General features: G+C 55.5%; 16 protein-coding genes, 2 tRNA genes and 3 rRNA genes. 7 read left to right on the forward strand and 14 right to left on the reverse strand.

Annotation, left to right across the window (positions count from 1 at the left end; translation table 11 throughout):
- Window positions 1-9: 9 nt before the first annotated feature.
- From phnK to HBM95_01905, 11 genes are all read right to left on the reverse strand, one after another.
- Complete coding sequence (phnK, locus tag HBM95_01855) at window positions 10-765, reverse strand: phosphonate C-P lyase system protein PhnK (GenBank protein NIH41694.1); 756 nt, start codon at window positions 763-765, stop codon at window positions 10-12.
- Window positions 762-1,607: an alpha-D-ribose 1-methylphosphonate 5-phosphate C-P-lyase PhnJ gene (phnJ, locus tag HBM95_01860; protein NIH41695.1), complete on the reverse strand. Its 846-nt coding sequence runs from the start codon at window positions 1,605-1,607 to the stop codon at window positions 762-764. The genes phnK and phnJ overlap by 4 nt, the downstream gene beginning before the upstream one ends.
- Window positions 1,600-2,664 (reverse strand): carbon-phosphorus lyase complex subunit PhnI, encoded by a 1,065-nt coding sequence (locus tag HBM95_01865; protein ID NIH41696.1) that lies wholly within the window; start codon window positions 2,662-2,664, stop codon window positions 1,600-1,602. The genes phnJ and HBM95_01865 overlap by 8 nt, the downstream gene beginning before the upstream one ends.
- Window positions 2,664-3,248 carry a phosphonate C-P lyase system protein PhnH gene (gene phnH, locus HBM95_01870; protein NIH41697.1) on the reverse strand — a complete coding sequence of 195 codons (585 nt, stop codon included), beginning with the start codon at window positions 3,246-3,248 and terminating at the stop codon, window positions 2,664-2,666. Before phnH ends, HBM95_01865 begins: the two co-directional genes overlap by 1 nt.
- On the reverse strand, window positions 3,245-3,697 hold the full coding sequence (phnG, locus tag HBM95_01875) for a phosphonate C-P lyase system protein PhnG (protein NIH41698.1): 453 nt from the start codon (window positions 3,695-3,697) through the stop codon (window positions 3,245-3,247). The genes phnH and phnG overlap by 4 nt, the downstream gene beginning before the upstream one ends.
- Complete coding sequence (phnF, locus tag HBM95_01880; protein NIH41699.1) at window positions 3,698-4,423, reverse strand: phosphonate metabolism transcriptional regulator PhnF; 726 nt, start codon at window positions 4,421-4,423, stop codon at window positions 3,698-3,700.
- Window positions 4,424-4,443: 20 nt separating this feature from the next.
- Complete coding sequence (gene phnE, locus HBM95_01885; GenBank protein NIH41700.1) at window positions 4,444-5,223, reverse strand: phosphonate ABC transporter, permease protein PhnE; 780 nt, start codon at window positions 5,221-5,223, stop codon at window positions 4,444-4,446.
- Window positions 5,224-5,340: 117 nt separating this feature from the next.
- On the reverse strand, window positions 5,341-6,357 hold the full coding sequence (gene phnD, locus HBM95_01890) for a phosphonate ABC transporter substrate-binding protein (protein ID NIH41701.1): 1,017 nt from the start codon (window positions 6,355-6,357) through the stop codon (window positions 5,341-5,343).
- 23 nt (window positions 6,358-6,380) lie between these two features.
- Window positions 6,381-7,169 carry a phosphonate ABC transporter ATP-binding protein gene (gene phnC / locus HBM95_01895; GenBank protein NIH41702.1) on the reverse strand — a complete coding sequence of 263 codons (789 nt, stop codon included), beginning with the start codon at window positions 7,167-7,169 and terminating at the stop codon, window positions 6,381-6,383.
- 136 nt (window positions 7,170-7,305) lie between these two features.
- On the reverse strand, window positions 7,306-7,743 hold the full coding sequence (gene yjdN / locus HBM95_01900) for a VOC family metalloprotein YjdN (GenBank protein ID NIH41703.1): 438 nt from the start codon (window positions 7,741-7,743) through the stop codon (window positions 7,306-7,308).
- Window positions 7,744-7,823: 80 nt separating this feature from the next.
- Window positions 7,824-8,159 (reverse strand): phnA family protein, encoded by a 336-nt coding sequence (locus HBM95_01905; GenBank protein NIH41704.1) that lies wholly within the window; start codon window positions 8,157-8,159, stop codon window positions 7,824-7,826.
- A gap of 593 nt (window positions 8,160-8,752) precedes the next feature.
- Between HBM95_01905 and crfC the strand changes: the two genes are divergently transcribed.
- Window positions 8,753-11,107, forward strand: coding sequence for a clamp-binding protein CrfC (crfC, locus tag HBM95_01910; GenBank protein NIH41705.1), 2,355 nt, complete (start codon window positions 8,753-8,755; stop codon window positions 11,105-11,107).
- Window positions 11,104-11,979 carry a hypothetical protein gene (locus HBM95_01915; GenBank protein NIH41706.1) on the forward strand — a complete coding sequence of 292 codons (876 nt, stop codon included), beginning with the start codon at window positions 11,104-11,106 and terminating at the stop codon, window positions 11,977-11,979. Before crfC ends, HBM95_01915 begins: the two co-directional genes overlap by 4 nt.
- Before the next feature lie 58 nt (window positions 11,980-12,037).
- Here HBM95_01915 and kdgT read toward each other — a convergent pair whose 3' ends face one another.
- Window positions 12,038-13,030, reverse strand: a complete 993-nt coding sequence (gene kdgT / locus HBM95_01920; protein NIH41707.1) for a 2-keto-3-deoxygluconate transporter — start codon at window positions 13,028-13,030, stop codon at window positions 12,038-12,040.
- Window positions 13,031-13,680: 650 nt separating this feature from the next.
- Here kdgT and proP point away from each other — a divergent pair.
- A complete protein-coding gene (proP, locus tag HBM95_01925) occupies window positions 13,681-15,183 on the forward strand; it encodes a glycine betaine/L-proline transporter ProP (protein NIH41708.1) in 1,503 nt (500 codons plus the stop codon).
- 34 nt (window positions 15,184-15,217) lie between these two features.
- Here proP and HBM95_01930 read toward each other — a convergent pair whose 3' ends face one another.
- The gene (locus HBM95_01930; protein NIH41709.1) at window positions 15,218-16,171 is read right to left on the reverse strand and encodes a nickel/cobalt transporter; all 954 of its coding nucleotides are present in this window, start codon (window positions 16,169-16,171) and stop codon (window positions 15,218-15,220) included.
- Between the two features lie 497 nt (window positions 16,172-16,668).
- Between HBM95_01930 and HBM95_01935 the strand changes: the two genes are divergently transcribed.
- From HBM95_01935 to rrf, 4 genes are all read left to right on the forward strand, one after another.
- Window positions 16,669-18,218, forward strand: a 16S ribosomal RNA gene (locus HBM95_01935).
- 75 nt (window positions 18,219-18,293) lie between these two features.
- Window positions 18,294-18,369, forward strand: a tRNA-Glu gene (locus tag HBM95_01940).
- Between the two features lie 183 nt (window positions 18,370-18,552).
- Window positions 18,553-21,483, forward strand: a 23S ribosomal RNA gene (locus tag HBM95_01945).
- A gap of 51 nt (window positions 21,484-21,534) precedes the next feature.
- Window positions 21,535-21,650 (forward strand): 5S ribosomal RNA (gene rrf / locus HBM95_01950).
- Together the 16S, 23S and 5S rRNA genes with 1 tRNA gene alongside form the textbook arrangement of a ribosomal RNA operon.
- Window positions 21,651-21,870: 220 nt before the next feature.
- Here the strand turns inward: rrf and HBM95_01955 are convergent.
- A tRNA-Phe gene (locus HBM95_01955) sits at window positions 21,871-21,946 on the reverse strand.
- Window positions 21,947-22,090: the final 144 nt, after the last annotated feature.

Genomic DNA, 22,090 nt, shown 5'->3' on the forward strand with positions numbered 1-22,090 from the left:
GTTGGCCTCTTAATTCTGTAATACCGAGGACACCAGCAGCTGGGTGTACGGATGGTGTGGATCGTCCAGCACCCGGTCGGTCAGCCCACTTTCCACCACCAGGCCCTGCTTCATCACCAGCAGACGGTCCGCCAGCAGGCGCGCAACGCCTAAATCGTGGGTGACAATCACCACCGCAAGGTTCAGCTCCACCACCAGACCGCGCAGCAGGTCGAGCAGGCGCGCCTGCACGGAGACGTCCAGCCCGCCGGTGGGTTCATCCATAAACACCAGCTTCGGATGGGTGACCAGGTTGCGGGCAATCTGCAGACGCTGCTGCATCCCACCGGAGAAGGTCGTCGGCAGGTCGTCGATGCGCGAGGCGGGGATTTCCACCTCCTCCAGCCAGTGCCGGGCGGTGGCGCGGATGTTGCCGTAGTGGCGCGCGCCGGTGGCCATCAGGCGTTCGCCGATATTGCCCCCGGCAGAGACCTGACGGCGCAGGCCGTCCATCGGGTGCTGATGCACCACGCCCCACTCGGTGCGCAGCAGGCGGCGGCGCTCGGCCTCGCTTATGCCGTAGAGGGAGCGTCCCTGATACAGGATCTCGCCGTGTTGCGGCGCCAGGCGCGCGGAGATGGACTTCAGCAGGGTCGTTTTGCCGGAGCCGGACTCGCCGACGATCCCCAGCACTTCGCCCGGCCACAGCTCAAACGACACGTCGCTGAAGCCTTTGCCCGGCGCATATAGATGGGTGAGGTTATTAACCGAAAGCAGCGGTTTCATTGGCCGTTCGCCTCGCTCTGTTGGCGGCAGTAATCGGTGTCGGAGCAGACAAACATTCGTTTGCCCGTGTCGTCCAGCACCACTTCGTCGAGATAGCTGTGTCTGGAGCCGCAGATGGCGCACGGCTCGTCCCACTCCTGCACCGTAAACGGGTGATCGTCGAAATCCAGGCTTTCGACACGTGTATACGGCGGTACGGCGTAGATGCGTTTTTCACGTCCGGCACCAAAGAGCTGCAGGGCGGGCATCATGTCCATCTTCGGGTTGTCGAATTTCGGGATCGGTGACGGGTCCATCACGTAGCGCCCGTTGACCTTCACCGGGTAGGCGTAAGTGGTGGCGATATGGCCGAAGCGGGCGATATCCTCATACAGTTTGACCTGCATTACCCCGTACTCTTCCAGCGCGTGCATGGTGCGGGTCTCGGTTTCGCGCGGCTCGATAAAGCGCAGCGGTTCCGGGATCGGCACCTGGAAAATCAGAATCTGATCTTCCGTCAGCGGAGTTTCCGGGATGCGGTGACGGGTCTGGATCAGCGTCGCGTCTTCGGTTTTTTCGGTGGTGTTGACGCCCGTTACGCGCTTAAAGAAGTTGCGGATCGACACCGCGTTGGTGGTGTCGTCCGCGCCCTGGTCGATGACCTTCAGCACGTCCGCTTCACCGATCACGCTGGCGGTCAGCTGGATGCCGCCCGTGCCCCAGCCGTAGGGCATCGGCATTTCGCGGCCGCCGAACGGCACCTGATAGCCCGGAATAGCCACCGCTTTTAAAATAGCGCGGCGGATCATGCGTTTGGTTTGCTCGTCCAGATAGGCAAAGTTGTAGCCGCTTAAGTTAGCCATTGGCGCGCTCCCGTTGCAGGCGTTTCAGCAGTTCCAGTTCGGCCTGGAAATCGACGTAGTGCGGCAGCTTGAGGTGCGAGACAAAGCCAGCGGCCTCGACGTTATCCGCGTGGGCCAGCACGAACTCTTCGTCCTGCGCCGGGCCGGCGATGTGCTCGCCGTACTCCGGTGCCTGCAGGGCGCGGTCAACCAGCGCCATCGCCATCGCCTTGCGCTCGCCGAGGCCAAACACCAGCCCGTAGCCGCGGGTAAAGTGCGGATCTTCATTCTCTGGCGCGACGAAACCGTTCACCATTTCACACTCGGTCATTAGCAGTTCGCCGACGTTCACTGCAAAACCCAGCTCTTCCGGTACGATTTCAACGTCGATATAGCCGCTGCGGATCTCCGCCGCAAACGGGTGGTTGCGCCCGTAGCCGCGCTGGGTGGAGTAGGCCAGCGCCAGCAGATAGCCTTCGTCGCCTCGCATCAGCTGCTGCAGGCGGGACGAGCGCGAGCACGGGTAAACCGGTGGCGTGCGGGTAATGTCATCCGGCGCGGCTCCCGTGTCCTCTTCCGCCTTCGCCAGCCCCTGGTTTGCCAGCAGGCTAAAGACGTGCGGAGACGGTTCCTGTTCGGCGTCTGAAGTGCTAAGCGTTGGGGCTTCGCCGTTCGCCAGCAGGGTGAAGTCCAGCAGGCGATGGGTGTAATCGTAGGTAGGGCCAAGCAGCTGGCCGCCGGGGATGTCTTTATAAACGGCAGAAATGCGGCGCTCCAGGCGCATCTCCGCCGTGTCTACCGGCTCGCTCACCGCCAGTTTGGCAAGGGTAGTGCGGTAGGCGCGCAGCAGGAAGATGGCTTCCACGTTATCGCCGCTGGCCTGCTTAAGGGCCAGCGCCGCCAGCTCGCGGTCGGCAATGCCGCCCTCGGTCATCACCCGGTCAACCGCGAGGTTAAGCTGCTGTTCAATCTGGGCGACGCTCAGCTCGGGAAGCCGTTCATCGCCTCGTCGTCTGTGTTCTTGCAAGGCATGGGCGGCGGCGATGGCCTTTTCGCCCCCTTTGACGGCTACGTACATCAGCACACCTCCACGTGGGTGGTTCGCGGGATCGCCAGCAGGCGTTCGCCGCAGGTCAGGATCAGGTCAATGCCCAGCGGGAACGGGTGCGGGCGCTCGGTCAGCTCGTGAATGATGCACTCCGGCAGCTGCGGCGCGACCATGCGCTCGTCGGCGATGCCTGCGCCCGTCAGGCGCAGCATGCGGCCGCCGCTCAGGCTGGAGACCTGCAGGATCAGCGTGGCGCTGGTCTCCGGGGCGACGGCGCTGCCTTCGCTCAGGGCGTTGAGCTGTTCATGGCTGATTTGCTCATCGGCCACGGCAAAAACCGCCTGCTGGGGCTGATCGACCAGCGGGGCGCTGGTGTGAAAACGCAGGTTCTGGCTGGCGATATCGTTCGACAGGGCACCTGACAGCCATACCGGGGTATCGTTGTCCGCCAGCGTCAGCAGCACGCTGGTGGAGGCGAGGTTCAGCGGCAGCCAGCCCTGGGAGAGCTGGTGCAGGGAGACAATCACGCCCGGCTCGCTCATGGCCTTCAGCAGGCGACGAAAACTTTGTTGGGCATCCTGGACGGCCAGGGTAAAAGCAGGTTGAAGCGTCATGCGTTATCTCCGCGAACGAGCGTAAAGAAGTCGACCCGGCTGGTGTTCACTTCGGCCTGACGGGCGGCAACCCGTGCGGCGCGGTCGGCTTCCAGCGGGGCAATAAGGGTTTCCATTAACGTTTGGAAATGCGGGGGTTCCTGCAAAAGGGCGTCGATTACCGCGCAGCGCTCGGCGTGCGCCTTATCGCGACCCAGCACATAGCTGTAGCCCAGCGTACCGCTGTTCAGGCGGATCGCCGCGCGGGTGAGGGTGGCGTCGCCTGCAAAAAAGCGCTGGCCGGTGCCGCCCATCCGCGCCTGGATTTGTACCAGGCCGATTTCCGGCGCGCGGATCGTGTCGTAGTCAGGCGCCAGGCCCAGCGCGTTCATGCGCTCGCGCAGGGCGGCAGGCTGGCAATGGGCCAGCACGCGCATCCAGCGCTGTCGGGTGGAGGTATCGACGTGCATTCAGTGCTCCATGGTGAATTCAATCATGTCGGCGCGGGTCAGGCTGACGGAGTATTCCGTCGCGTTGATCTCGCCGTCACGGTGGTTGAGGGTGCGTACGCAGAGCAGCGGGGCCATGTTGGGAATTTCGAGCACCTTGCTCTCTTTTGCCTGCGCGCGGCGGGCGCTTATGCGCGTCTGGGTGCGCTTGAGGGCGATGCCTGTGGCATCCTGAAGAAAGTCGTGCAGGGAACCGCTGGTAAAGTTTTGCAGTACGGGCCAGAGGGCCAGATCCGCGAAGTAGTGGTCAATCTGGCATACCGCCACGCCGTTGACCCGGCGCAGCGTGCGCAGGTGAATGACGTTGTCACCCTCCTGAATCCCCAGCGCGTCCGCCACGTGGCTGGAGGCCGGGCGCAATACCGAGAGCAGCTTTTCGCTGGTCGGGTGGCTGCCCTGATCCAGCAGGTTCTGGCTAAAGCGCGCCTGGGCGTTAAGCGGGTAGTCGAACGGGCGCATCAGCACCAGCACGCCCACGCCCTGGCGGCGCTGCACCCAGCCGCGCTCGACCAGTTGGTCAATGGCGCGGCGCAGGGTATGGCGATTGACCTCGTAGCGGTCGGCAAGCTGCTGCTCGGCGGGCAGGTAGTCCCCGCAGCGGTAGTGCGTGCGCAGCTCCACTTCGAGCTTTGCCGCAATCTCCTGCCAGCGGGTGGGGTAACTGGTCGGATGTCTGGATAAGTGCATACAAATCAAAGCCTCGCTTCTCAGATGAAGTGCTTACGCAAACGTTGAGAGAGGAAATCCAGCAGGCTGACGGTGACGATGATGAGCACCATCAGGGCGCAGGTTTGCTGGAACTGGAAACCGCGAATCGCTTCCCACAGGGTGACGCCAACCCCGCCTGCGCCCACCATACCCACGACGGTGGCGGAGCGGACGTTGGACTCAAAGCGGTACAGAGAGTAAGAGATCAGCAGCGGCATCACCTGAGGCAGCACGCCATAGAGGATCTCTTCGATTTTGTTGGCGCCGGTTGCGCGGATGCCTTCCACCGGGCCGGGCTCGATGGCTTCGACCGCTTCGGACAGTAGTTTGGAAAGTACGCCGGTGGTGTGGATGAACAGCGCCATGACGCCCGCGAACGGACCCAGGCCAACGGCCACCACGAACAGCATCGCAAAGACCATTTCATTGATGGCGCGGCAGGCGTCCATCAGGCGGCGCATCGGCTGGTAGACCCACCACGGCACGATGTTTTCAGCGCTCATCAGGCCAAACGGAATGGAGAGAATGACGGCAAGGGCAGTACCCCAGACGGCGATTTGCAGAGTGACCGCCATTTCGCTGAGGTAGTCCTGCCACTGGCTGAAGTCCGGCGGGAAGAAGTCGGCGGCGAAGGTGGCCATGTTGCCGGAATCTTTGAAGAGCAGCAGCGGATCCATTTCTGCGCCCTTCCAGGAGATAACCAGCACCGCCAGCAGAATGGCCCAGCTGATGAGCGAGAACCAGCTGCGCTTTGGCGGCGGGAGGGTGATGGTTTGCATGTTGACTCCTTTGGGTTTAGTCCCCTCTCCCTTGAGGGAGAGGGTTAGGGTGAGGGGGGAATGTGCGCGCTGATGCCCTCACCCCGGCCCTCTCCCACAGGGAGAGGGAGAAAAGCACTACTGCACCGCTTTATTCACGCTGGTCATCGCGCCGATCGCGGCGGTGAGGCGGTCGAGGTCTTCCAGTTGAGCCTGGATTTCAGACACTTTGCTGGTCTTCTCCTCGTCCTTCAGCCCTTTGTTGTCCTTCACGGCCTGCATCTGCTTAAACAGAGCCAGCTGGCGAATCGGGACCAGCTGCAGATCGCTGGACGCACGGAACGGCGCCCAGCCCAGACGTTCCAGAACCGCTTTCTCTTCCGGCGTTTTGCCGTAGTTCATAAAGAAGTCGTAGACCTTGTCCTTGGTGCTTTCGGAGAGATTTTTGCGCCAGACGATCGGGTCGCCAGGGATCAGCGGCGATTTCCAGATGACCTTCAGCTCTTTCAGCTTGTCCGGCGCGGAGGTCTTCAGCTTGTCGAGGTTTTCTGTGTTGTTGGTGGCAACGTCCACCTGCTTGTTCGCCACGGCCAGCGCGTTGGTTTCGTGCCCGGCGTTCACCGTGCGTTTGAAGTCGCTGGTGGAGATGTTGTTTTTCGCGAAGACGTAGTAGCCGGGAACGAGGAAGCCGGAGGTGGAGTTCGGATCGCCGTTACCAAAAGTCAGCTCTTTGCGTTTGGCGATCATGTCGTTGAGGGTGTTGATCGGGCTGTCTTTGTTGACGATCAGTACGCTCCAGTAGCCAGGGGAGCCATCTGCCGCAACGGTCTGGGCAAAGACCTGGCCGTTGGCGCGGTCCACCGCTTCCATCGCCGAGAGGTTACCGTACCAGGCAATGTCCACTTTGTTGAAGCGCATTCCCTGGATGATGCCCGCGTAGTCCGGGGCGAAAAAGGCGTTTACTTTGATCCCCAGCCTGGTTTCCATATCTTTCAGGAACGGTTCCCACTGAGGCTTCAGGTTCTGCTGTGATTCCGTCGAAATAATGCCGAAATTCAGCGCTTTTTCCTGCTCTTCCGCATACGCCGGGCTTAACAGGGTGCTGATGCTGAACATGCTGGTAAAGGCCAGCGCGGCAACGGCTTTATAGTTCATTTCCATTCCTCGTTATGGGGACGTTATGCAGCATGCGCGTGCTCTTCGACGCGGTTTACGCTGCGGTAGAGATGATCAAAACGTTCGTTATCAAACTGATGGCTCGCGCCATCAAAGAAGACATGCCCCTGCCGCAGGGCGACAATGCGCTCGCAGTAGCGCAGGGCGTAATCCACCTGATGCAGCGTGACCACCACGGTAATGCCGTCGTTCTGGTTGATGTCGCGCAGGGTTTCCATCACGATGCGCGCCGATTCCGGGTCCAGCGAGGCGATAGGCTCGTCGGCCAGAATGATTTGCGCTTTCTGCATCAGCGCGCGGGCGATGGCGACGCGCTGCTGTTGTCCACCGGAGAGGGTGGAGACGCGCTGGTGGGCGAAGTGCGCCATGCCGACGCGGGTCAGCGCCTGTAAGGCTTCCTGCTTCTGGGATGGGGAGAACCAGCGCAGGCAGGTGCGCCAGAACGGGGTGCTGCCGAGGGCGCCAATCAGCACGTTCTCCAGCACCGTAAGACGGTTCACCAGGTTGAACTGCTGGAAGATGTAGCCCGTCCGGGCGCGGCTTTTTCGAATATCGCTCGCCAGACGCCCTGCGCGCTGCACGGTGTTGCCCAGCAGCTCGACGTGGCTTTCCGGCGTTTTATCGCAGGTAATGAGGCCGCTTAAGTGGCGTAAAAGGGTGGATTTTCCCGAACCAGACGGCCCGAGAAGCGCCACCATGTCGCCCTGCTGGACGGTCAGATCAACGGCATGCAGCGCCTTGTTGTGATTGAAGGTTTTGCTCAGTTTCTCGACGCGGATAACAGTTTGCATGTGCTGGGCCTCACGATAAATGTGGCCTCATGCTGGCGCATCAATATGACATTTGGGTTAAGTGCAGGTTGCGGGAGTTTGAAGAGTTGAGGGGAGTTTGATGACAGGCGGAGGCAGACCGCCCACCGCCCGAAAATTAGTGCTGTTGCTTAACAACGTTAATCATCCACGGCACGCCGTATTTGTCGGTGACCTTACCGAAGCCGTGCGCCCAGAAGGTTTCCTGCCAGGCCATTTCGATATTGCCGCCATCGGCGAGGTTGTCGAACCAGCGCTTGCCTTCCGACACATCCTGCGTGTCGAGCACCAGCGTGAAGCCCGCGTACTGTGCGCTGCTGCCCGGCGGCAGCCCGTCGCTCATCATGATATCGCTGCCCGCAATGCGGACATTGGAGTGAGCGATAGCCGAATCCGGAAACTGCATGCCGGACGGACAGCCTTCTTCGCTGTTATCGCTTTTTGGCATTTCGCCGAAGGTTATTTTATAGAGGAGTTCTGCGCCGACGGCCTGCTGATAGAAGACGGTAGCCTCTGCACAGTTGCCGGCGAAAGAGATGTAGGGACTTAACGGCATAATCTTTACCTCACGTAAGAAAAGCCCGTTAAGTGTAGTTCCCGAAAGCCCGGTAAGCGAAGCGCCACCGGGCGGGTAAATCAGTTCTTTTTCACGAACTCAGATTTCAGTTTCATTGGACCGAAGCCGTCAATTTTGCAGTCGATATTATGATCGCCTTCAACCAGACGGATATTCTTCACTTTGGTACCAATCTTCAGCATGGAAGAGCTGCCTTTCACCTTCAGATCTTTGACCACGGTTACGCTGTCGCCATCCGCCAGCAGATTGCCGTTCGCATCTTTGACGACCAGCGCATCAGCATCCTGCGCTGGCTCGGCATCATTCCATTCGTGTGCGCATTCCGGGCAGATGAACATGCCATTATCTTCATAGGTGTATTCAGAATTGCATTTTGGACAGTGTGGGAGTTGCATATCGGTATCCTCAAAAGTGTTAACGCGCTGGAAAGTGCCAGCTTAATGACGGCAGAGTGCCGAAAAAGGCGGCAAGTATAGCGCAAATCCACACGTTTGTCGGTGATATTGTGAATTTAAAAAACGCAGAAAATGTATTGTGAGTGACACTTACTGTCAGTCAGCTAAGCGATGCTAACGTCATTAACACGGTGGAAAGAGAAGTCGCTAAATATATCGAATATTTTATTACGGCAAATTGCTACGCACCTTCATTTCAGATAAGGTGAAGCAACACATTGTTATTTATCTTCGAACTTTGCTGCCATACATTTCTTATGGCGGCGGCCTATCCCTCTCTTTTTAGGTGGGTAAATAATGATGATATATCTTGGAGCTTCTTAAAATGGGTCAGGCTTTTTATCTTTTGGCTTCCGGGCCTTGAGGAGAGCTTTACACGCCATGCAGGGATAGCCATTTATTTCTGATTATCTTCAATCAGTTATATTCCGGTGAACATGTTTTCCACACGTGATCATATAAGCCTGAACATTATAATTAAAACAAGTGGCTTAATAAAAGTAATAAATTTGCGTTAAGGAAAGGCTTTTATCATGCACACACAGACCATTTTTGAATTAAGCCAGGAAGCTGAACGTTTGTTACAGCTCGCCCTGCAAAATCTCGATACCCTGAGGTCAATGCCGACAGCGATGCTGGAGAACACGACGGCGGCTATTACGGGAGAAAAGAACAACGTTCTGCCTTTGCATTTTAGTGCGCGGGGCGTTGAAGCACAGCAGGCAACTCTGAATAATGAATTACGCAAAATAACACGTCTGGAAATGGTTCTGGCTATCGTTGGCACGATGAAAGCGGGGAAATCGACCACCATTAATGCCATTATAGGTACCGAAGTGTTGCCGAACCGCAACCGCCCAATGACGGCGCTTCCTACGCTGATCCGTCATACGCCAGGCCAGAAGGAGCCGGTGCTCCACTTCTCACATGCCTCTCCTATTGATGATTTGATCCACCTGCTGCAGAAAAAGCTCTGCGATTACGATCGCGGCAAGCTGGCTTTGCATCTGGAAATTGATAAGGACATGAATACGCTGCTTGAACGCATTGAGAGAGGCGAGGCCTTTGAAAAGCATCATCTGGGCGCGCAGCCAATATTTCATTGCCTGAAAAGTCTCAATGACCTGGTGAGACTCTCCCAGGCGCTGGGCGTGGCGTTTCCGTTTTCCGAATACGCGGCCATCGAACATATTCCGGTGATTGAAGTGGAGTTCGTGCATCTTGCGGGTCTGGATGCCCACCTCGGGCAGTTGACGCTGCTCGATACCCCCGGCCCCAATGAGGCTGGACAACCGCATCTGCAAAAAATGCTTAGCGAACAGCTCGCCCGCGCGTCGGCGGTGCTGGCGGTGATGGATTATACCCAGCTTAAATCTATTTCTGATGAAGAGGTCCGTCAGGCTATTTCGGTGGCGGGGAAATCAGTGCCTCTTTATGCGCTGGTGAATAAATTCGACCAGAAGGATCGCAATAGCGACGATGAAGAGCAGGTCAGGGCTATGATCTCTGGCACCTTAATGAAAGGCAATATTTCGCCTGGCCAGATCTACCCTGTTTCATCTATGTGGGCGTATCTGGCAAACCGCGCGCGCTACGAAATGAATAGCCACGGACGCCTGCCGGATCATCAGGAGCAGCCCTGGGTGCAGGATTTTGCCGAAGCTGCCCTCGGACGCCGCTGGCGTACGGCGGACCTGGACGATATTGACCATATCCGTCACGCAGCCGATTTGCTGTGGGAAGATTCGCTGTTTGAACAACCGATACGCAAACTGATTTACGCCGCCTATGCCAATGCCTCGTTATTCGCGCTGCGTTCGGCGTCGCATAAGTTGCTCAACTACGCGCAGAATGCCCGGGAGTATCTCGACTTCCGCTATCAGGGGCTGACGGTGGCCTTTGAGGCGCTGGAAATGAACATCGCGCGTCTTGAAGAAGATATGGCGCTGCTGCAAACGCGTCAGCGCGCGGTGAGCGATGAGGTGAAACATGAAGTTGAGCAGGCGCTGAACGCTACCGCGGACTTTATGGGGGCCCAGAAAACGGCGCTTCATCAGTCGATTGATCAGGTTTTCAGCACTCACAATATTCTTGATTTGGCAGGCATTGACCGGCTGAATCACCGCAGTGACGAACCGCAAGAGCTGAAACAGCTGGTTCTGGATGATGAAGGGCAGGCGCAGATCGCGCTGAGTAAAATTCGCTCCTCCTGTGAACTGATCATGCTGGATGCGCAGACGAAAATCTGCAGGGAGCTGGCGTTACGCTTCGATCAGCTGGAATCTACGCTGGCGCGTTCGCTGAATGAAGCTATGCGCCCCATTGAAACGCGTATTAAAGAGCATCTGAGCCATGCCGGCTTCCGGGCGCGGATCAGCTTCCCGGCTTTTCAGGCTAACCAGCTTAATTTCAATACGCGGTCCCTGTTTAACGATGCTATTGCGGAGGATAACCGCCCGGCAGGTCAGCCTTCCGCCGGGAGCAGTATGCGTGAAACCGTTTCGCGGTGGCTGAATAATCCTGGCTGGGGCTGGGATGATTATGTGGTCACGCGCACGCGCTATGTTATCGACATTGCGCAGCTGCATGACAAATTTAAGCAACATATTGATCAGTTTTGTGAACAAATACGTAAAGCTTTGTCCGCTCAGGTCGATGTCTCTGTTACGGCCGGAATGGCGACATTCTTTGCAGAATTTTCGTTATGCCTGACCGGCTTACAGGAAAGCTTGCGTGATAGCCTCGCAGTGCGTCAACAAAATGAGCATTCGACCCGAGCGCTCAGCCAGCTGTTGAAGCAAAGCATTACGACTGCGGCGTGGATTCAGGAAGATACCCGACTGTTACGCGATGATATTCAAACACTATTCGCGGCAGAGCAACCATGACAACACAGCTACTGGACGGTCCCGGGCGGACGCTGGAGTGTATTCATCCCAAGTTTATGGTCGATCTTGTGCAGGGCGTGGACGCGGCGCGATATCCCCATCTGGGGCCGCAGCAGCTGCAGTTTCGTGAGCGTTTGACTCAGGAAATCATGACGCACACTCGGCTACGGCCCTGGGCGATGGCGGGAATGCTTAATGAGAACGCGGCCCTGCGCCTGGGGCTGGCGGAAAAACTTGCCGGCATGCTGGATCCGGGCCATCTCGCGCTGACGCTGATGGCCGATAAACTGATTGCGCTGCGCCAGCAGGCCCACTTGCGCGCTCAGCCATCCCCCGGCCTGCTTGAGCAGTACGCGCAGCTCTCCTCTCATTTTACCCAACGTGCTGCCTATAAAGAAAAGGCGCTGACCCAGCGTGGACTGACGGTACAGGCGGGCGAGCACAGTGAACAAATTTTCACCCGCTGGCGAGCCGGCCACTATGATGGCTGGTCTTTGGCCGGGCGCTGCTTCATCGTCCTCGAAGAGCTGCGCTGGGGAGCATTTGGCGATGCATGCCGTCTGGCGAACGACGATGTGTCGGCAATGCTCAAGGATAATTTACGCAGCATGGCTGCCAACTACCTGGCTCAGGGCATCAATGCGTCTCCCACGACGCGCCATTTTTATCATCAGTGGCTGACTACGCCCGCTTCGGCGGGTTTAATCGATCATAAAGACATGCTGGGCTGGCTCGGCGACTGGTGTCAGGCGGATGCACACCCGGTGAGCTGGTCAGTAACGCAAAGCTGGCAGACCGTCGCGCTGGGTATGCCGAGGCTGTGTTCGGCAAAACGGCTGGTGGATGCGATGGTGGAGGAGATTTTTGGTTGACCCCCCCTCACCCTGGCCCTCTCCCCATAGGGGAGAGGGGATAGACGGGTGCGGTGTGTTAATGATGAAGTTCTACAGTTTCCTGTTCTAATTCCTGCTTGGGTGCATTTCCGTAGCGTTTTGCGTACAGCGCTGTGATGATGGGCACCAGGATCGCGGTGACAATCACGCTTGCGGCAACCAGTGCCGTCGCGGAAGTGGCCACCGGTTCGAAAGCCGGGTTAATCTGGGCGATAATTACCGGGTTTGCGACGGCAGCGCCTGCGGCTGAAGAGGCGGCAACGCCCGCCGTGCCGTTTCCTCCCCCGATCACGCGGTCGGCAATAATCAGCGGAATACCGGTGATGATGATAACCGCGACACCCAGCACAATCCCCAGCAGTCCCGTATCAAGGATCACGTTCAGGTTGATGGTGTTGCCCAGCGCAAAGCCAAAGAACGGGATCAGCACTGGCGTAGCTTTGCTGAAGAAATCACGCAGATCGTGATCCAGATTACCCAGGGCAAAACCGATCAGAAACGGCAGGATCGCGCCGACAAAGTGGTGCGGCTCAAAAGAAGCCAGGCCAGCGGACCCCAGGATCAGCATCGTCATGAGCGGGCCGGATTCCAGAGACATCAAAACAAATGCGCCGGACTCCTCTTTCGTTCCGTACTGGTTCATCAGGCTGGCATACAGCCCGCCGTTGGTCATATCCATCGCCGAGACAATCGCCAGGACGGATAGCCCGGCGAAGAAACCGGTCTGAATTCCATTTTCCGGAATGAACATCGCGCATATCATTGCGACAACCCAGGCGACCGCTATTTTGGTTATCACCAGCGTTCCGGATTTGCGTAATACGGTACCCGTAGCGCGTAAATTAATGGATGCGCCGATACAAAAGAACCAGACGGCCAGGATGGGAACGGTACCCGTAATCATCCCTTTTGTGAAACCACCAAAATAAGCCCCGGTATCAGGTGCTAATGTATTCAGAATGGCGCCGAGTACCAGCGGCACCAGCATCATACCACCCGGTATACGTTCTATCGTGGCTTTAATCTTCATATACAACCCTCATAATTTTCACCACTCGTGGCGAGCGGTAGGTGTAAATAAAAAATCAATAAATTCAACTTGATGAGGGGTTTTTTGATGGTTTGTATTTGATAACCCCGCAACCAAAATGCAGTAAGTGCTCTTCTTTTCTCTTACCAGAAAGCACCTGGTGCTATGTTTCGGGAATTATCATGCGATCACTGGAATAATGATTCAATGAAAATAAAACGTTGTTTTAGTTATCTGTATCACATATTGAATGTAAACTTTACGACGCGTTCTGTCAGGTGAGGTTTTATGTAAATCTCTTGTAAAAATGTGCCTATATTCCGGGATAAAAAGAAAACGGATCATGCTGAAAATCATTATCATGGGAAGGGTTGAGGAAGGTCTTATTTTCGGAAGTTGACAAATGCTGTCTTCACTTTACGCAGCATAAATATATGTGTGAAGTTGATCACAAATATAAACGCTGGTAGGGTAAAAAGGTCATTAACTGCCCAGACAGGCGTCAACAGGTTCGGTTGTATCGACGGAAAACGTCAATGTAAGTAAACCTGCTACGCTTGAATAAGGCGATTCGCATGGAGCGGATCCCATGGTTCGCAGCACGCTAACTGGACTGTGAAACAGACAGGGCCGAGTCAACGAGGATAGCTATGCTAAGAAGGAAAAAGGTTAAACCCATCACACTGCGCGACGTCACCATTATTGATGACGCAAAACTGCGTAAAGCCATTACCGCAGCCTCGCTTGGTAATGCGATGGAATGGTTCGATTTTGGTGTCTATGGCTTTGTCGCCTACGCGTTAGGTAAAGTGTTCTTCCCCGGGGCTGACCCCAGCCTGCAGATGATTGCCGCACTGGGTACGTTCTCTGTTCCCTTCCTCATTCGCCCGCTGGGCGGTCTGTTCTTCGGTATGCTCGGTGACAAATACGGTCGCCAGAAAATACTTGCTATCACCATTGTCATTATGTCGATCAGTACGTTCTGTATCGGCCTGATTCCGTCCTACGCCACGATCGGCATCTGGGCACCTATCCTGCTGTTGCTTTGTAAGATGGCGCAGGGCTTCTCCGTCGGGGGCGAGTATACCGGTGCGTCGATCTTCGTCGCGGAGTATTCCCCTGACCGTAAGCGCGGCTTCATGGGCAGCTGGCTGGACTTTGGTTCGATTGCCGGATTTGTGATGGGCGCGGGCGTCGTGGTTCTGATTTCAACCGTGGTCGGTGAGGAGAACTTCCTCGACTGGGGCTGGCGTATCCCGTTCTTTATCGCGCTTCCGCTGGGTATTATCGGTCTTTACCTGCGTCACGCGCTGGAAGAGACGCCTGCCTTCCAGCAGCACGTTGAGAAACTGGAGCAAGGTGACCGCGAAGGCCTGCAGGATGGTCCGAAAGTCTCCTTTAAAGAGATTGCGACGAAGCACTGGCGCAGCCTGCTGACCTGTATTGGTCTGGTGATTTCCACCAACGTCACTTATTACATGCTGCTGACCTACATGCCGAGCTATTTGTCGCATAACCTGCACTACTCGGAAGATCACGGCGTGCTGATCATTATCGCCATCATGGTGGGTATGCTGTTCGTGCAGCCAATTATGGGTCTGCTGAGCGACCGCTTTGGCCGTCGACCGTTTATCATCCTGGGGAGTGTGGCGTTGTTTGCGCTGGCGATCCCGGCCTTTATTCTGATCAACAGTAACGTGCTGGGTTTGATTTTCGCGGGTCTGCTGATGCTGGCGGTGATACTGAACTGCTTTATCGGGGTGATGGCATCTACGTTACCTGCGATGTTCCCGACGCACATTCGTTATAGCGCGCTGGCGGCAGCGTTCAACATCTCTGTTCTGATTGCTGGCCTGACGCCTACGCTTGCTGCCTCTCTGGTGGAAAGCACGCAGAATCTGATGATGCCAGCCTATTACCTGATGGTTATCGCGGTAGTCGGTCTGGCGACCGGCCTGACCATGAAGGAGACGGCAAACCGTCCTCTGAAAGGGGCGACGCCTGCGGCATCCGATATTCAGGAAGCGAAAGAGATCCTGCGCGAGCATTACGACAACGTTGAGCAAAAGATTGAGGATATCGACGCAGAGATTGAAGAGCTGCAGAAGAAACGCTCCCGTCTTGTTGATCAACATCCTCGGATTAACGAGTAATAAAGAAAACCCGCCAACGGCGGGTTTTCTTTTATTAGCATCCGGCGGCGATGTAGTCGCCGTTGGCGCTGATGGGGATGACCGTCAGGAAAAGAATGGCCGCGAACAGGATCAGGACGACCCCTCCGGCAATTTTAACTGCCGGCACCAGCCATCTTAACGAGCTATTTCCTCCGAACCATGCCACCGTGCGTTCACGGGCATAACGAACCGCCAGTGATAGCCCCATAATAGAGAGTGCCGTTCCTAAAGACATGGTCATAACGGCCGCCATCCCCCAGGTGACAATGCCCAGCGCGTTCGAAAACATCAGAATCATGATCGCACCGCTGCAAGGGCGTGCGCCAATCGCCAGAATGACGCCCAGACGCGTTTTCCAGTCACCTTGTGTCAGATCTGCGCCCACGCCATGATGGCCACAGCCACAGCGTTCATTATGCTGATGGAGCGGATTAATGGCGGAGACCGTCATTCTGCGCGAACGCAGGCTCTTCAGCGTCTGGTAAATGATGAAAGCACCAAACGCGCCAATCAGCACGGCGCTTATCTTCTCAACGTACCAGCGGCTGGTACTGATATCGCCTGACGCGAGGTTAAACCCCACCGCCAGAATAAAGACGAACAGAATCGCGCTAACGCCCTGCATCAGGCTGCCAATGAAGGGGACCACGCGGGCGGCCAGCTCGCTCTCCTTATTGGTGGTCAGATAGGTCGTCATTATGAATTTTCCATGCCCCGGCCCGATGGCGTGAAGGACGCCATAGAGGAAAGCGCCCGTTAAGAGCCATAATCCGCCGCTGTACTGGTGGTTGTTAAGCTGCAGCAGATACATCACCAGATAACGGTGCAGGGTAATTTGCGTGGCAAGACACCACTGGATAAAGGCGTTCCAGTGCGTATGCAGGGTAAATCCCGCGAAGAGGATTGCCAGCAATATTAACCCGGCTCCAGGAAGGTGCCAGTCGCGGCGCAGGCGTTGTGTATTCATGAAGGGGGCTCTGCGGAGAAGAATATTTGCCGCTAGTATAGATGATCTTCCCTTTCAGTTCGCAGGATCGCACCGGGATCCTGATGTAATTGTGGATAAGTCTGTGTGTAAAAAGGTATAAGGCGGGGTTTTGCTGTGGAATGCAGCAGTCAGTCATTTTTCTGTTATTTAACGGTTGCGGCCTGCGGAGAACTCCCTATAATGCGCCTCCATCGACACGGCGGATGTGAATCACTTCACACAACAAGCGGTTCGGTTGAAGAGAAAAAATCCTGAAATAACGGGTTGACTCTGAAAGAGGAAAGCGTAATATACGCCACCTCGCAACGGTGAGCTGAAAGCCGCGTTGCAACTGCTCTTTAACAATTTATCAGACAATCTGTGTGGGCACTCAAAGTGACATGGATTCTTAACGTCGCAAGACGAAAAATGAATACCAAGTCTCTGAGTGAACATACGTAATTCATTACGAAGTTTAATTCACGAGCATCAAACTTAAATTGAAGAGTTTGATCATGGCTCAGATTGAACGCTGGCGGCAGGCCTAACACATGCAAGTCGAACGGTAGCACAGAGAGCTTGCTCTCGGGTGACGAGTGGCGGACGGGTGAGTAATGTCTGGGAAACTGCCTGATGGAGGGGGATAACTACTGGAAACGGTAGCTAATACCGCATAACGTCGCAAGACCAAAGAGGGGGACCTTCGGGCCTCTTGCCATCAGATGTGCCCAGATGGGATTAGCTAGTAGGTGGGGTAACGGCTCACCTAGGCGACGATCCCTAGCTGGTCTGAGAGGATGACCAGCCACACTGGAACTGAGACACGGTCCAGACTCCTACGGGAGGCAGCAGTGGGGAATATTGCACAATGGGCGCAAGCCTGATGCAGCCATGCCGCGTGTATGAAGAAGGCCTTCGGGTTGTAAAGTACTTTCAGCGGGGAGGAAGGCGATAAGGTTAATAACCTTGTCGATTGACGTTACCCGCAGAAGAAGCACCGGCTAACTCCGTGCCAGCAGCCGCGGTAATACGGAGGGTGCAAGCGTTAATCGGAATTACTGGGCGTAAAGCGCACGCAGGCGGTCTGTCAAGTCGGATGTGAAATCCCCGGGCTCAACCTGGGAACTGCATTCGAAACTGGCAGGCTAGAGTCTTGTAGAGGGGGGTAGAATTCCAGGTGTAGCGGTGAAATGCGTAGAGATCTGGAGGAATACCGGTGGCGAAGGCGGCCCCCTGGACAAAGACTGACGCTCAGGTGCGAAAGCGTGGGGAGCAAACAGGATTAGATACCCTGGTAGTCCACGCCGTAAACGATGTCGACTTGGAGGTTGTGCCCTTGAGGCGTGGCTTCCGGAGCTAACGCGTTAAGTCGACCGCCTGGGGAGTACGGCCGCAAGGTTAAAACTCAAATGAATTGACGGGGGCCCGCACAAGCGGTGGAGCATGTGGTTTAATTCGATGCAACGCGAAGAACCTTACCTACTCTTGACATCCAGAGAACTTAGCAGAGATGCTTTGGTGCCTTCGGGAACTCTGAGACAGGTGCTGCATGGCTGTCGTCAGCTCGTGTTGTGAAATGTTGGGTTAAGTCCCGCAACGAGCGCAACCCTTATCCTTTGTTGCCAGCGGTCCGGCCGGGAACTCAAAGGAGACTGCCAGTGATAAACTGGAGGAAGGTGGGGATGACGTCAAGTCATCATGGCCCTTACGAGTAGGGCTACACACGTGCTACAATGGCGCATACAAAGAGAAGCGACCTCGCGAGAGCAAGCGGACCTCATAAAGTGCGTCGTAGTCCGGATTGGAGTCTGCAACTCGACTCCATGAAGTCGGAATCGCTAGTAATCGTGGATCAGAATGCCACGGTGAATACGTTCCCGGGCCTTGTACACACCGCCCGTCACACCATGGGAGTGGGTTGCAAAAGAAGTAGGTAGCTTAACCTTCGGGAGGGCGCTTACCACTTTGTGATTCATGACTGGGGTGAAGTCGTAACAAGGTAACCGTAGGGGAACCTGCGGTTGGATCACCTCCTTACCTTAAAGAACCTGCCTTTGCAGTGCTCACACAGATTGTCTGATGAAAAGTAAGCAGCAAGGCGTCTTGCGATTGAGACTTCAGTGTCCCCTTCGTCTAGAGGCCCAGGACACCGCCCTTTCACGGCGGTAACAGGGGTTCGAATCCCCTAGGGGACGCCACTTGCTGGTTCGTGAGTGAAAGTCACCTGCCGTCATATCTCAAAACTGACTTACGAGTCATGTTTGAGATATTTGCTCTTTAAAAATCTGGATCAAGCTGAAAATTGAAACGACACACAGTTAATGTGTGTCCGAGTCTCTCAAATTTTCGCAATTTGATGATGAATCGAAAGAAACATCTTCGGGTTGTGAGGTTAAGCGACTAAGCGTACACGGTGGATGCCCTGGCAGTCAGAGGCGATGAAGGACGTGCTAATCTGCGAAAAGCGCCGGCGAGGTGATATGAACCTTTGACCCGGCGATGTCCGAATGGGGAAACCCAGTGTGATTCGTCACACTATCGTTAACTGAATACATAGGTTAACGAGGCGAACCGGGGGAACTGAAACATCTAAGTACCCCGAGGAAAAGAAATCAACCGAGATTCCCCCAGTAGCGGCGAGCGAACGGGGAGCAGCCCGGAGTCTGAATCAGCTTGTGTGTTAGTGGAAGCGTCTGGAAAGTCGCAGGGTACAGGGTGATACTCCCGTACACGAAAATGCACAGGCTGTGAACTCGAAGAGTAGGGCGGGACACGTGGTATCCTGTCTGAATATGGGGGGACCATCCTCCAAGGCTAAATACTCCTGACTGACCGATAGTGAACCAGTACCGTGAGGGAAAGGCGAAAAGAACCCCGGCGAGGGGAGTGAAAAAGAACCTGAAACCGTGTACGTACAAGCAGTGGGAGCACCTTCGTGGTGTGACTGCGTACCTTTTGTATAATGGGTCAGCGACTTATATTCTGTAGCAAGGTTAACCGTATAGGGGAGCCGAAGGGAAACCGAGTCTTAACTGGGCGTTAAGTTGCAGGGTATAGACCCGAAACCCGGTGATCTAGCCATGGGCAGGTTGAAGGTTGGGTAACACTAACTGGAGGACCGAACCGACTAATGTTGAAAAATTAGCGGATGACCTGTGGCTGGGGGTGAAAGGCCAATCAAACCGGGAGATAGCTGGTTCTCCCCGAAAGCTATTTAGGTAGCGCCTCGTGAACTCATCTTCGGGGGTAGAGCACTGTTTCGGCTAGGGGGCCATCCCGGCTTACCAACCCGATGCAAACTACGAATACCGAAGAATGTTATCACGGGAGACACACGGCGGGTGCTAACGTCCGTCGTGAAGAGGGAAACAACCCAGACCGCCAGCTAAGGTCCCAAAGTCATGGTTAAGTGGGAAACGATGTGGGAAGGCACAGACAGCCAGGATGTTGGCTTAGAAGCAGCCATCATTTAAAGAAAGCGTAATAGCTCACTGGTCGAGTCGGCCTGCGCGGAAGATGTAACGGGGCTAAACCATGCACCGAAGCTGCGGCAGCGACACTATGTGTTGTTGGGTAGGGGAGCGTTCTGTAAGCCGTCGAAGGTGGCCTGTGAGGGCTGCTGGAGGTATCAGAAGTGCGAATGCTGACATAAGTAACGATAAAGCGGGTGAAAAGCCCGCTCGCCGGAAGACCAAGGGTTCCTGTCCAACGTTAATCGGGGCAGGGTGAGTCGACCCCTAAGGCGAGGCCGAAAGGCGTAGTCGATGGGAAACAGGTTAATATTCCTGTACTTGGTGTTACTGCGAAGGGGGGACGGAGAAGGCTATGTCAGCCGGGCGACGGTTGTCCCGGTTTAAGCGTGTAGGTGTGTGTTCCAGGCAAATCCGGTTCACTTTAACACTGAGGCGTGATGACGAGGCACTACGGTGCTGAAGTGATAAATGCCCTGCTTCCAGGAAAAGCCTCTAAGCATCAGGTAACACGAAATCGTACCCCAAACCGACACAGGTGGTCAGGTAGAGAATACCAAGGCGCTTGAGAGAACTCGGGTGAAGGAACTAGGCAAAATGGTGCCGTAACTTCGGGAGAAGGCACGCTGATATGTAGGTGAAGCCCCTGCGGGTGGAGCTGAAATCAGTCGAAGATACCAGCTGGCTGCAACTGTTTATTAAAAACACAGCACTGTGCAAACACGAAAGTGGACGTATACGGTGTGACGCCTGCCCGGTGCCGGAAGGTTAATTGATGGGGTTAGCGGCAACGCGAAGCTCTTGATCGAAGCCCCGGTAAACGGCGGCCGTAACTATAACGGTCCTAAGGTAGCGAAATTCCTTGTCGGGTAAGTTCCGACCTGCACGAATGGCGTAATGATGGCCAGGCTGTCTCCACCCGAGACTCAGTGAAATTGAACTCGCTGTGAAGATGCAGTGTACCCGCGGCAAGACGGAAAGACCCCGTGAACCTTTACTATAGCTTGACACTGAACACTGGTCCTTGATGTGTAGGATAGGTGGGAGGCTTTGAAGCGTGGACGCCAGTCTGCGTGGAGCCGTCCTTGAAATACCACCCTTTAATGGCTGGTGTTCTAACGTGGACCCGTAATCCGGGTTGCGGACAGTGTCTGGTGGGTAGTTTGACTGGGGCGGTCTCCTCCCAAAGAGTAACGGAGGAGCACGAAGGTTAGCTAATCCTGGTCGGACATCAGGAGGTTAGTGCAATGGCATAAGCTAGCTTGACTGCGAGAGTGACGGCTCGAGCAGGTGCGAAAGCAGGTCATAGTGATCCGGTGGTTCTGAATGGAAGGGCCATCGCTCAACGGATAAAAGGTACTCCGGGGATAACAGGCTGATACCGCCCAAGAGTTCATATCGACGGCGGTGTTTGGCACCTCGATGTCGGCTCATCACATCCTGGGGCTGAAGTAGGTCCCAAGGGTATGGCTGTTCGCCATTTAAAGTGGTACGCGAGCTGGGTTTAGAACGTCGTGAGACAGTTCGGTCCCTATCTGCCGTGGGCGCTGGAGAATTGAGGGGGGCTGCTCCTAGTACGAGAGGACCGGAGTGGACGCATCACTGGTGTTCGGGTTGTCATGCCAATGGCACTGCCCGGTAGCTAAATGCGGAAGAGATAAGTGCTGAAAGCATCTAAGCACGAAACTTGCCCCGAGATGAGTTCTCCCTGAGACTTTAAGTCTCCTGAAGGAACGTTGAAGACGACGACGTTGATAGGTCGGGTGTGTAAGCGCAGCGATGCGTTGAGCTAACCGATACTAATGAACCGTGAGGCTTAACCTTACAACGCCGAAGGTGTTTTGGCGGAAGAGACAGAAGATTTTCAGCCTTGATACAGATTAACAGAATTTGCCTGGCGGCTTTAGCGCGGTGGTCCCACCTGACCCCATGCCGAACTCAGAAGTGAAACGCCGTAGCGCCGATGGTAGTGTGGGGTCTCCCCATGTGAGAGTAGGGAACTGCCAGGCATCAATCAAGAAGAACCCCGTACCGTAAGGTGCGGGGTTTTTTGCTTTGTGCGTAGAAAAAACCAGTAGCGCTGCGGGCTTAGTAGGCCGGATAAGGCAAAGCCGCCATCCGGCAACGCAGACCGCACGATCCCACGGCAAAGAGAAGCAAGAATATAAAGAAGGGATTTATAAACGCAGAAAAGCAAAAACCCAGCCATAGGCTGGGTTCTTTAAATAGTGGTGCCCGGACTCGGAATCGAACCAAGGACACGGGGATTTTCAATCCCCTGCTCTACCGACTGAGCTATCCGGGCAACGGAGCGCATTAAACCGCAATCGCGCCTTATCGTCAACATTATTTCAGGAAAAGCTGTTCAACTGCTTAAGTTTGCGGCAATCTGTTCGTTTTCGCCGTGAAAATGCACAAAACTTCCAGACAATACCAGCCTGTGAGGCAA

This window comes from Enterobacter asburiae, from assembly GCA_011754535.1.
In the GTDB taxonomy this organism is placed as follows: Bacteria; Pseudomonadota; Gammaproteobacteria; order Enterobacterales; family Enterobacteriaceae; genus Enterobacter; species Enterobacter cloacae_N.

Coding starts and splice junctions, on each gene's coding strand:
- crfC (NIH41705.1), top strand. CDS start 8,753: ATGCACACACAGACCATTTTTGAATTAAGCCAGGAAGCTGAACGTTTG.
- HBM95_01905 (NIH41704.1), bottom strand. CDS start 8,159: ATGCAACTCCCACACTGTCCAAAATGCAATTCTGAATACACCTATGAA.
- proP (NIH41708.1), top strand. CDS start 13,681: ATGCTAAGAAGGAAAAAGGTTAAACCCATCACACTGCGCGACGTCACC.
- phnG (NIH41698.1), bottom strand. CDS start 3,697: ATGCACGTCGATACCTCCACCCGACAGCGCTGGATGCGCGTGCTGGCC.
- phnF (NIH41699.1), bottom strand. CDS start 4,423: ATGCACTTATCCAGACATCCGACCAGTTACCCCACCCGCTGGCAGGAG.
- phnE (NIH41700.1), bottom strand. CDS start 5,223: ATGCAAACCATCACCCTCCCGCCGCCAAAGCGCAGCTGGTTCTCGCTC.
- kdgT (NIH41707.1), bottom strand. CDS start 13,030: ATGAAGATTAAAGCCACGATAGAACGTATACCGGGTGGTATGATGCTG.
- phnH (NIH41697.1), bottom strand. CDS start 3,248: ATGACGCTTCAACCTGCTTTTACCCTGGCCGTCCAGGATGCCCAACAA.
- HBM95_01915 (NIH41706.1), top strand. CDS start 11,104: ATGACAACACAGCTACTGGACGGTCCCGGGCGGACGCTGGAGTGTATT.
- phnK (NIH41694.1), bottom strand. CDS start 765: ATGAAACCGCTGCTTTCGGTTAATAACCTCACCCATCTATATGCGCCG.
- HBM95_01865 (NIH41696.1), bottom strand. CDS start 2,664: ATGTACGTAGCCGTCAAAGGGGGCGAAAAGGCCATCGCCGCCGCCCAT.
- phnD (NIH41701.1), bottom strand. CDS start 6,357: ATGAACTATAAAGCCGTTGCCGCGCTGGCCTTTACCAGCATGTTCAGC.
- yjdN (NIH41703.1), bottom strand. CDS start 7,743: ATGCCGTTAAGTCCCTACATCTCTTTCGCCGGCAACTGTGCAGAGGCT.
- phnC (NIH41702.1), bottom strand. CDS start 7,169: ATGCAAACTGTTATCCGCGTCGAGAAACTGAGCAAAACCTTCAATCAC.
- phnJ (NIH41695.1), bottom strand. CDS start 1,607: ATGGCTAACTTAAGCGGCTACAACTTTGCCTATCTGGACGAGCAAACC.
- HBM95_01930 (NIH41709.1), bottom strand. CDS start 16,171: ATGAATACACAACGCCTGCGCCGCGACTGGCACCTTCCTGGAGCCGGG.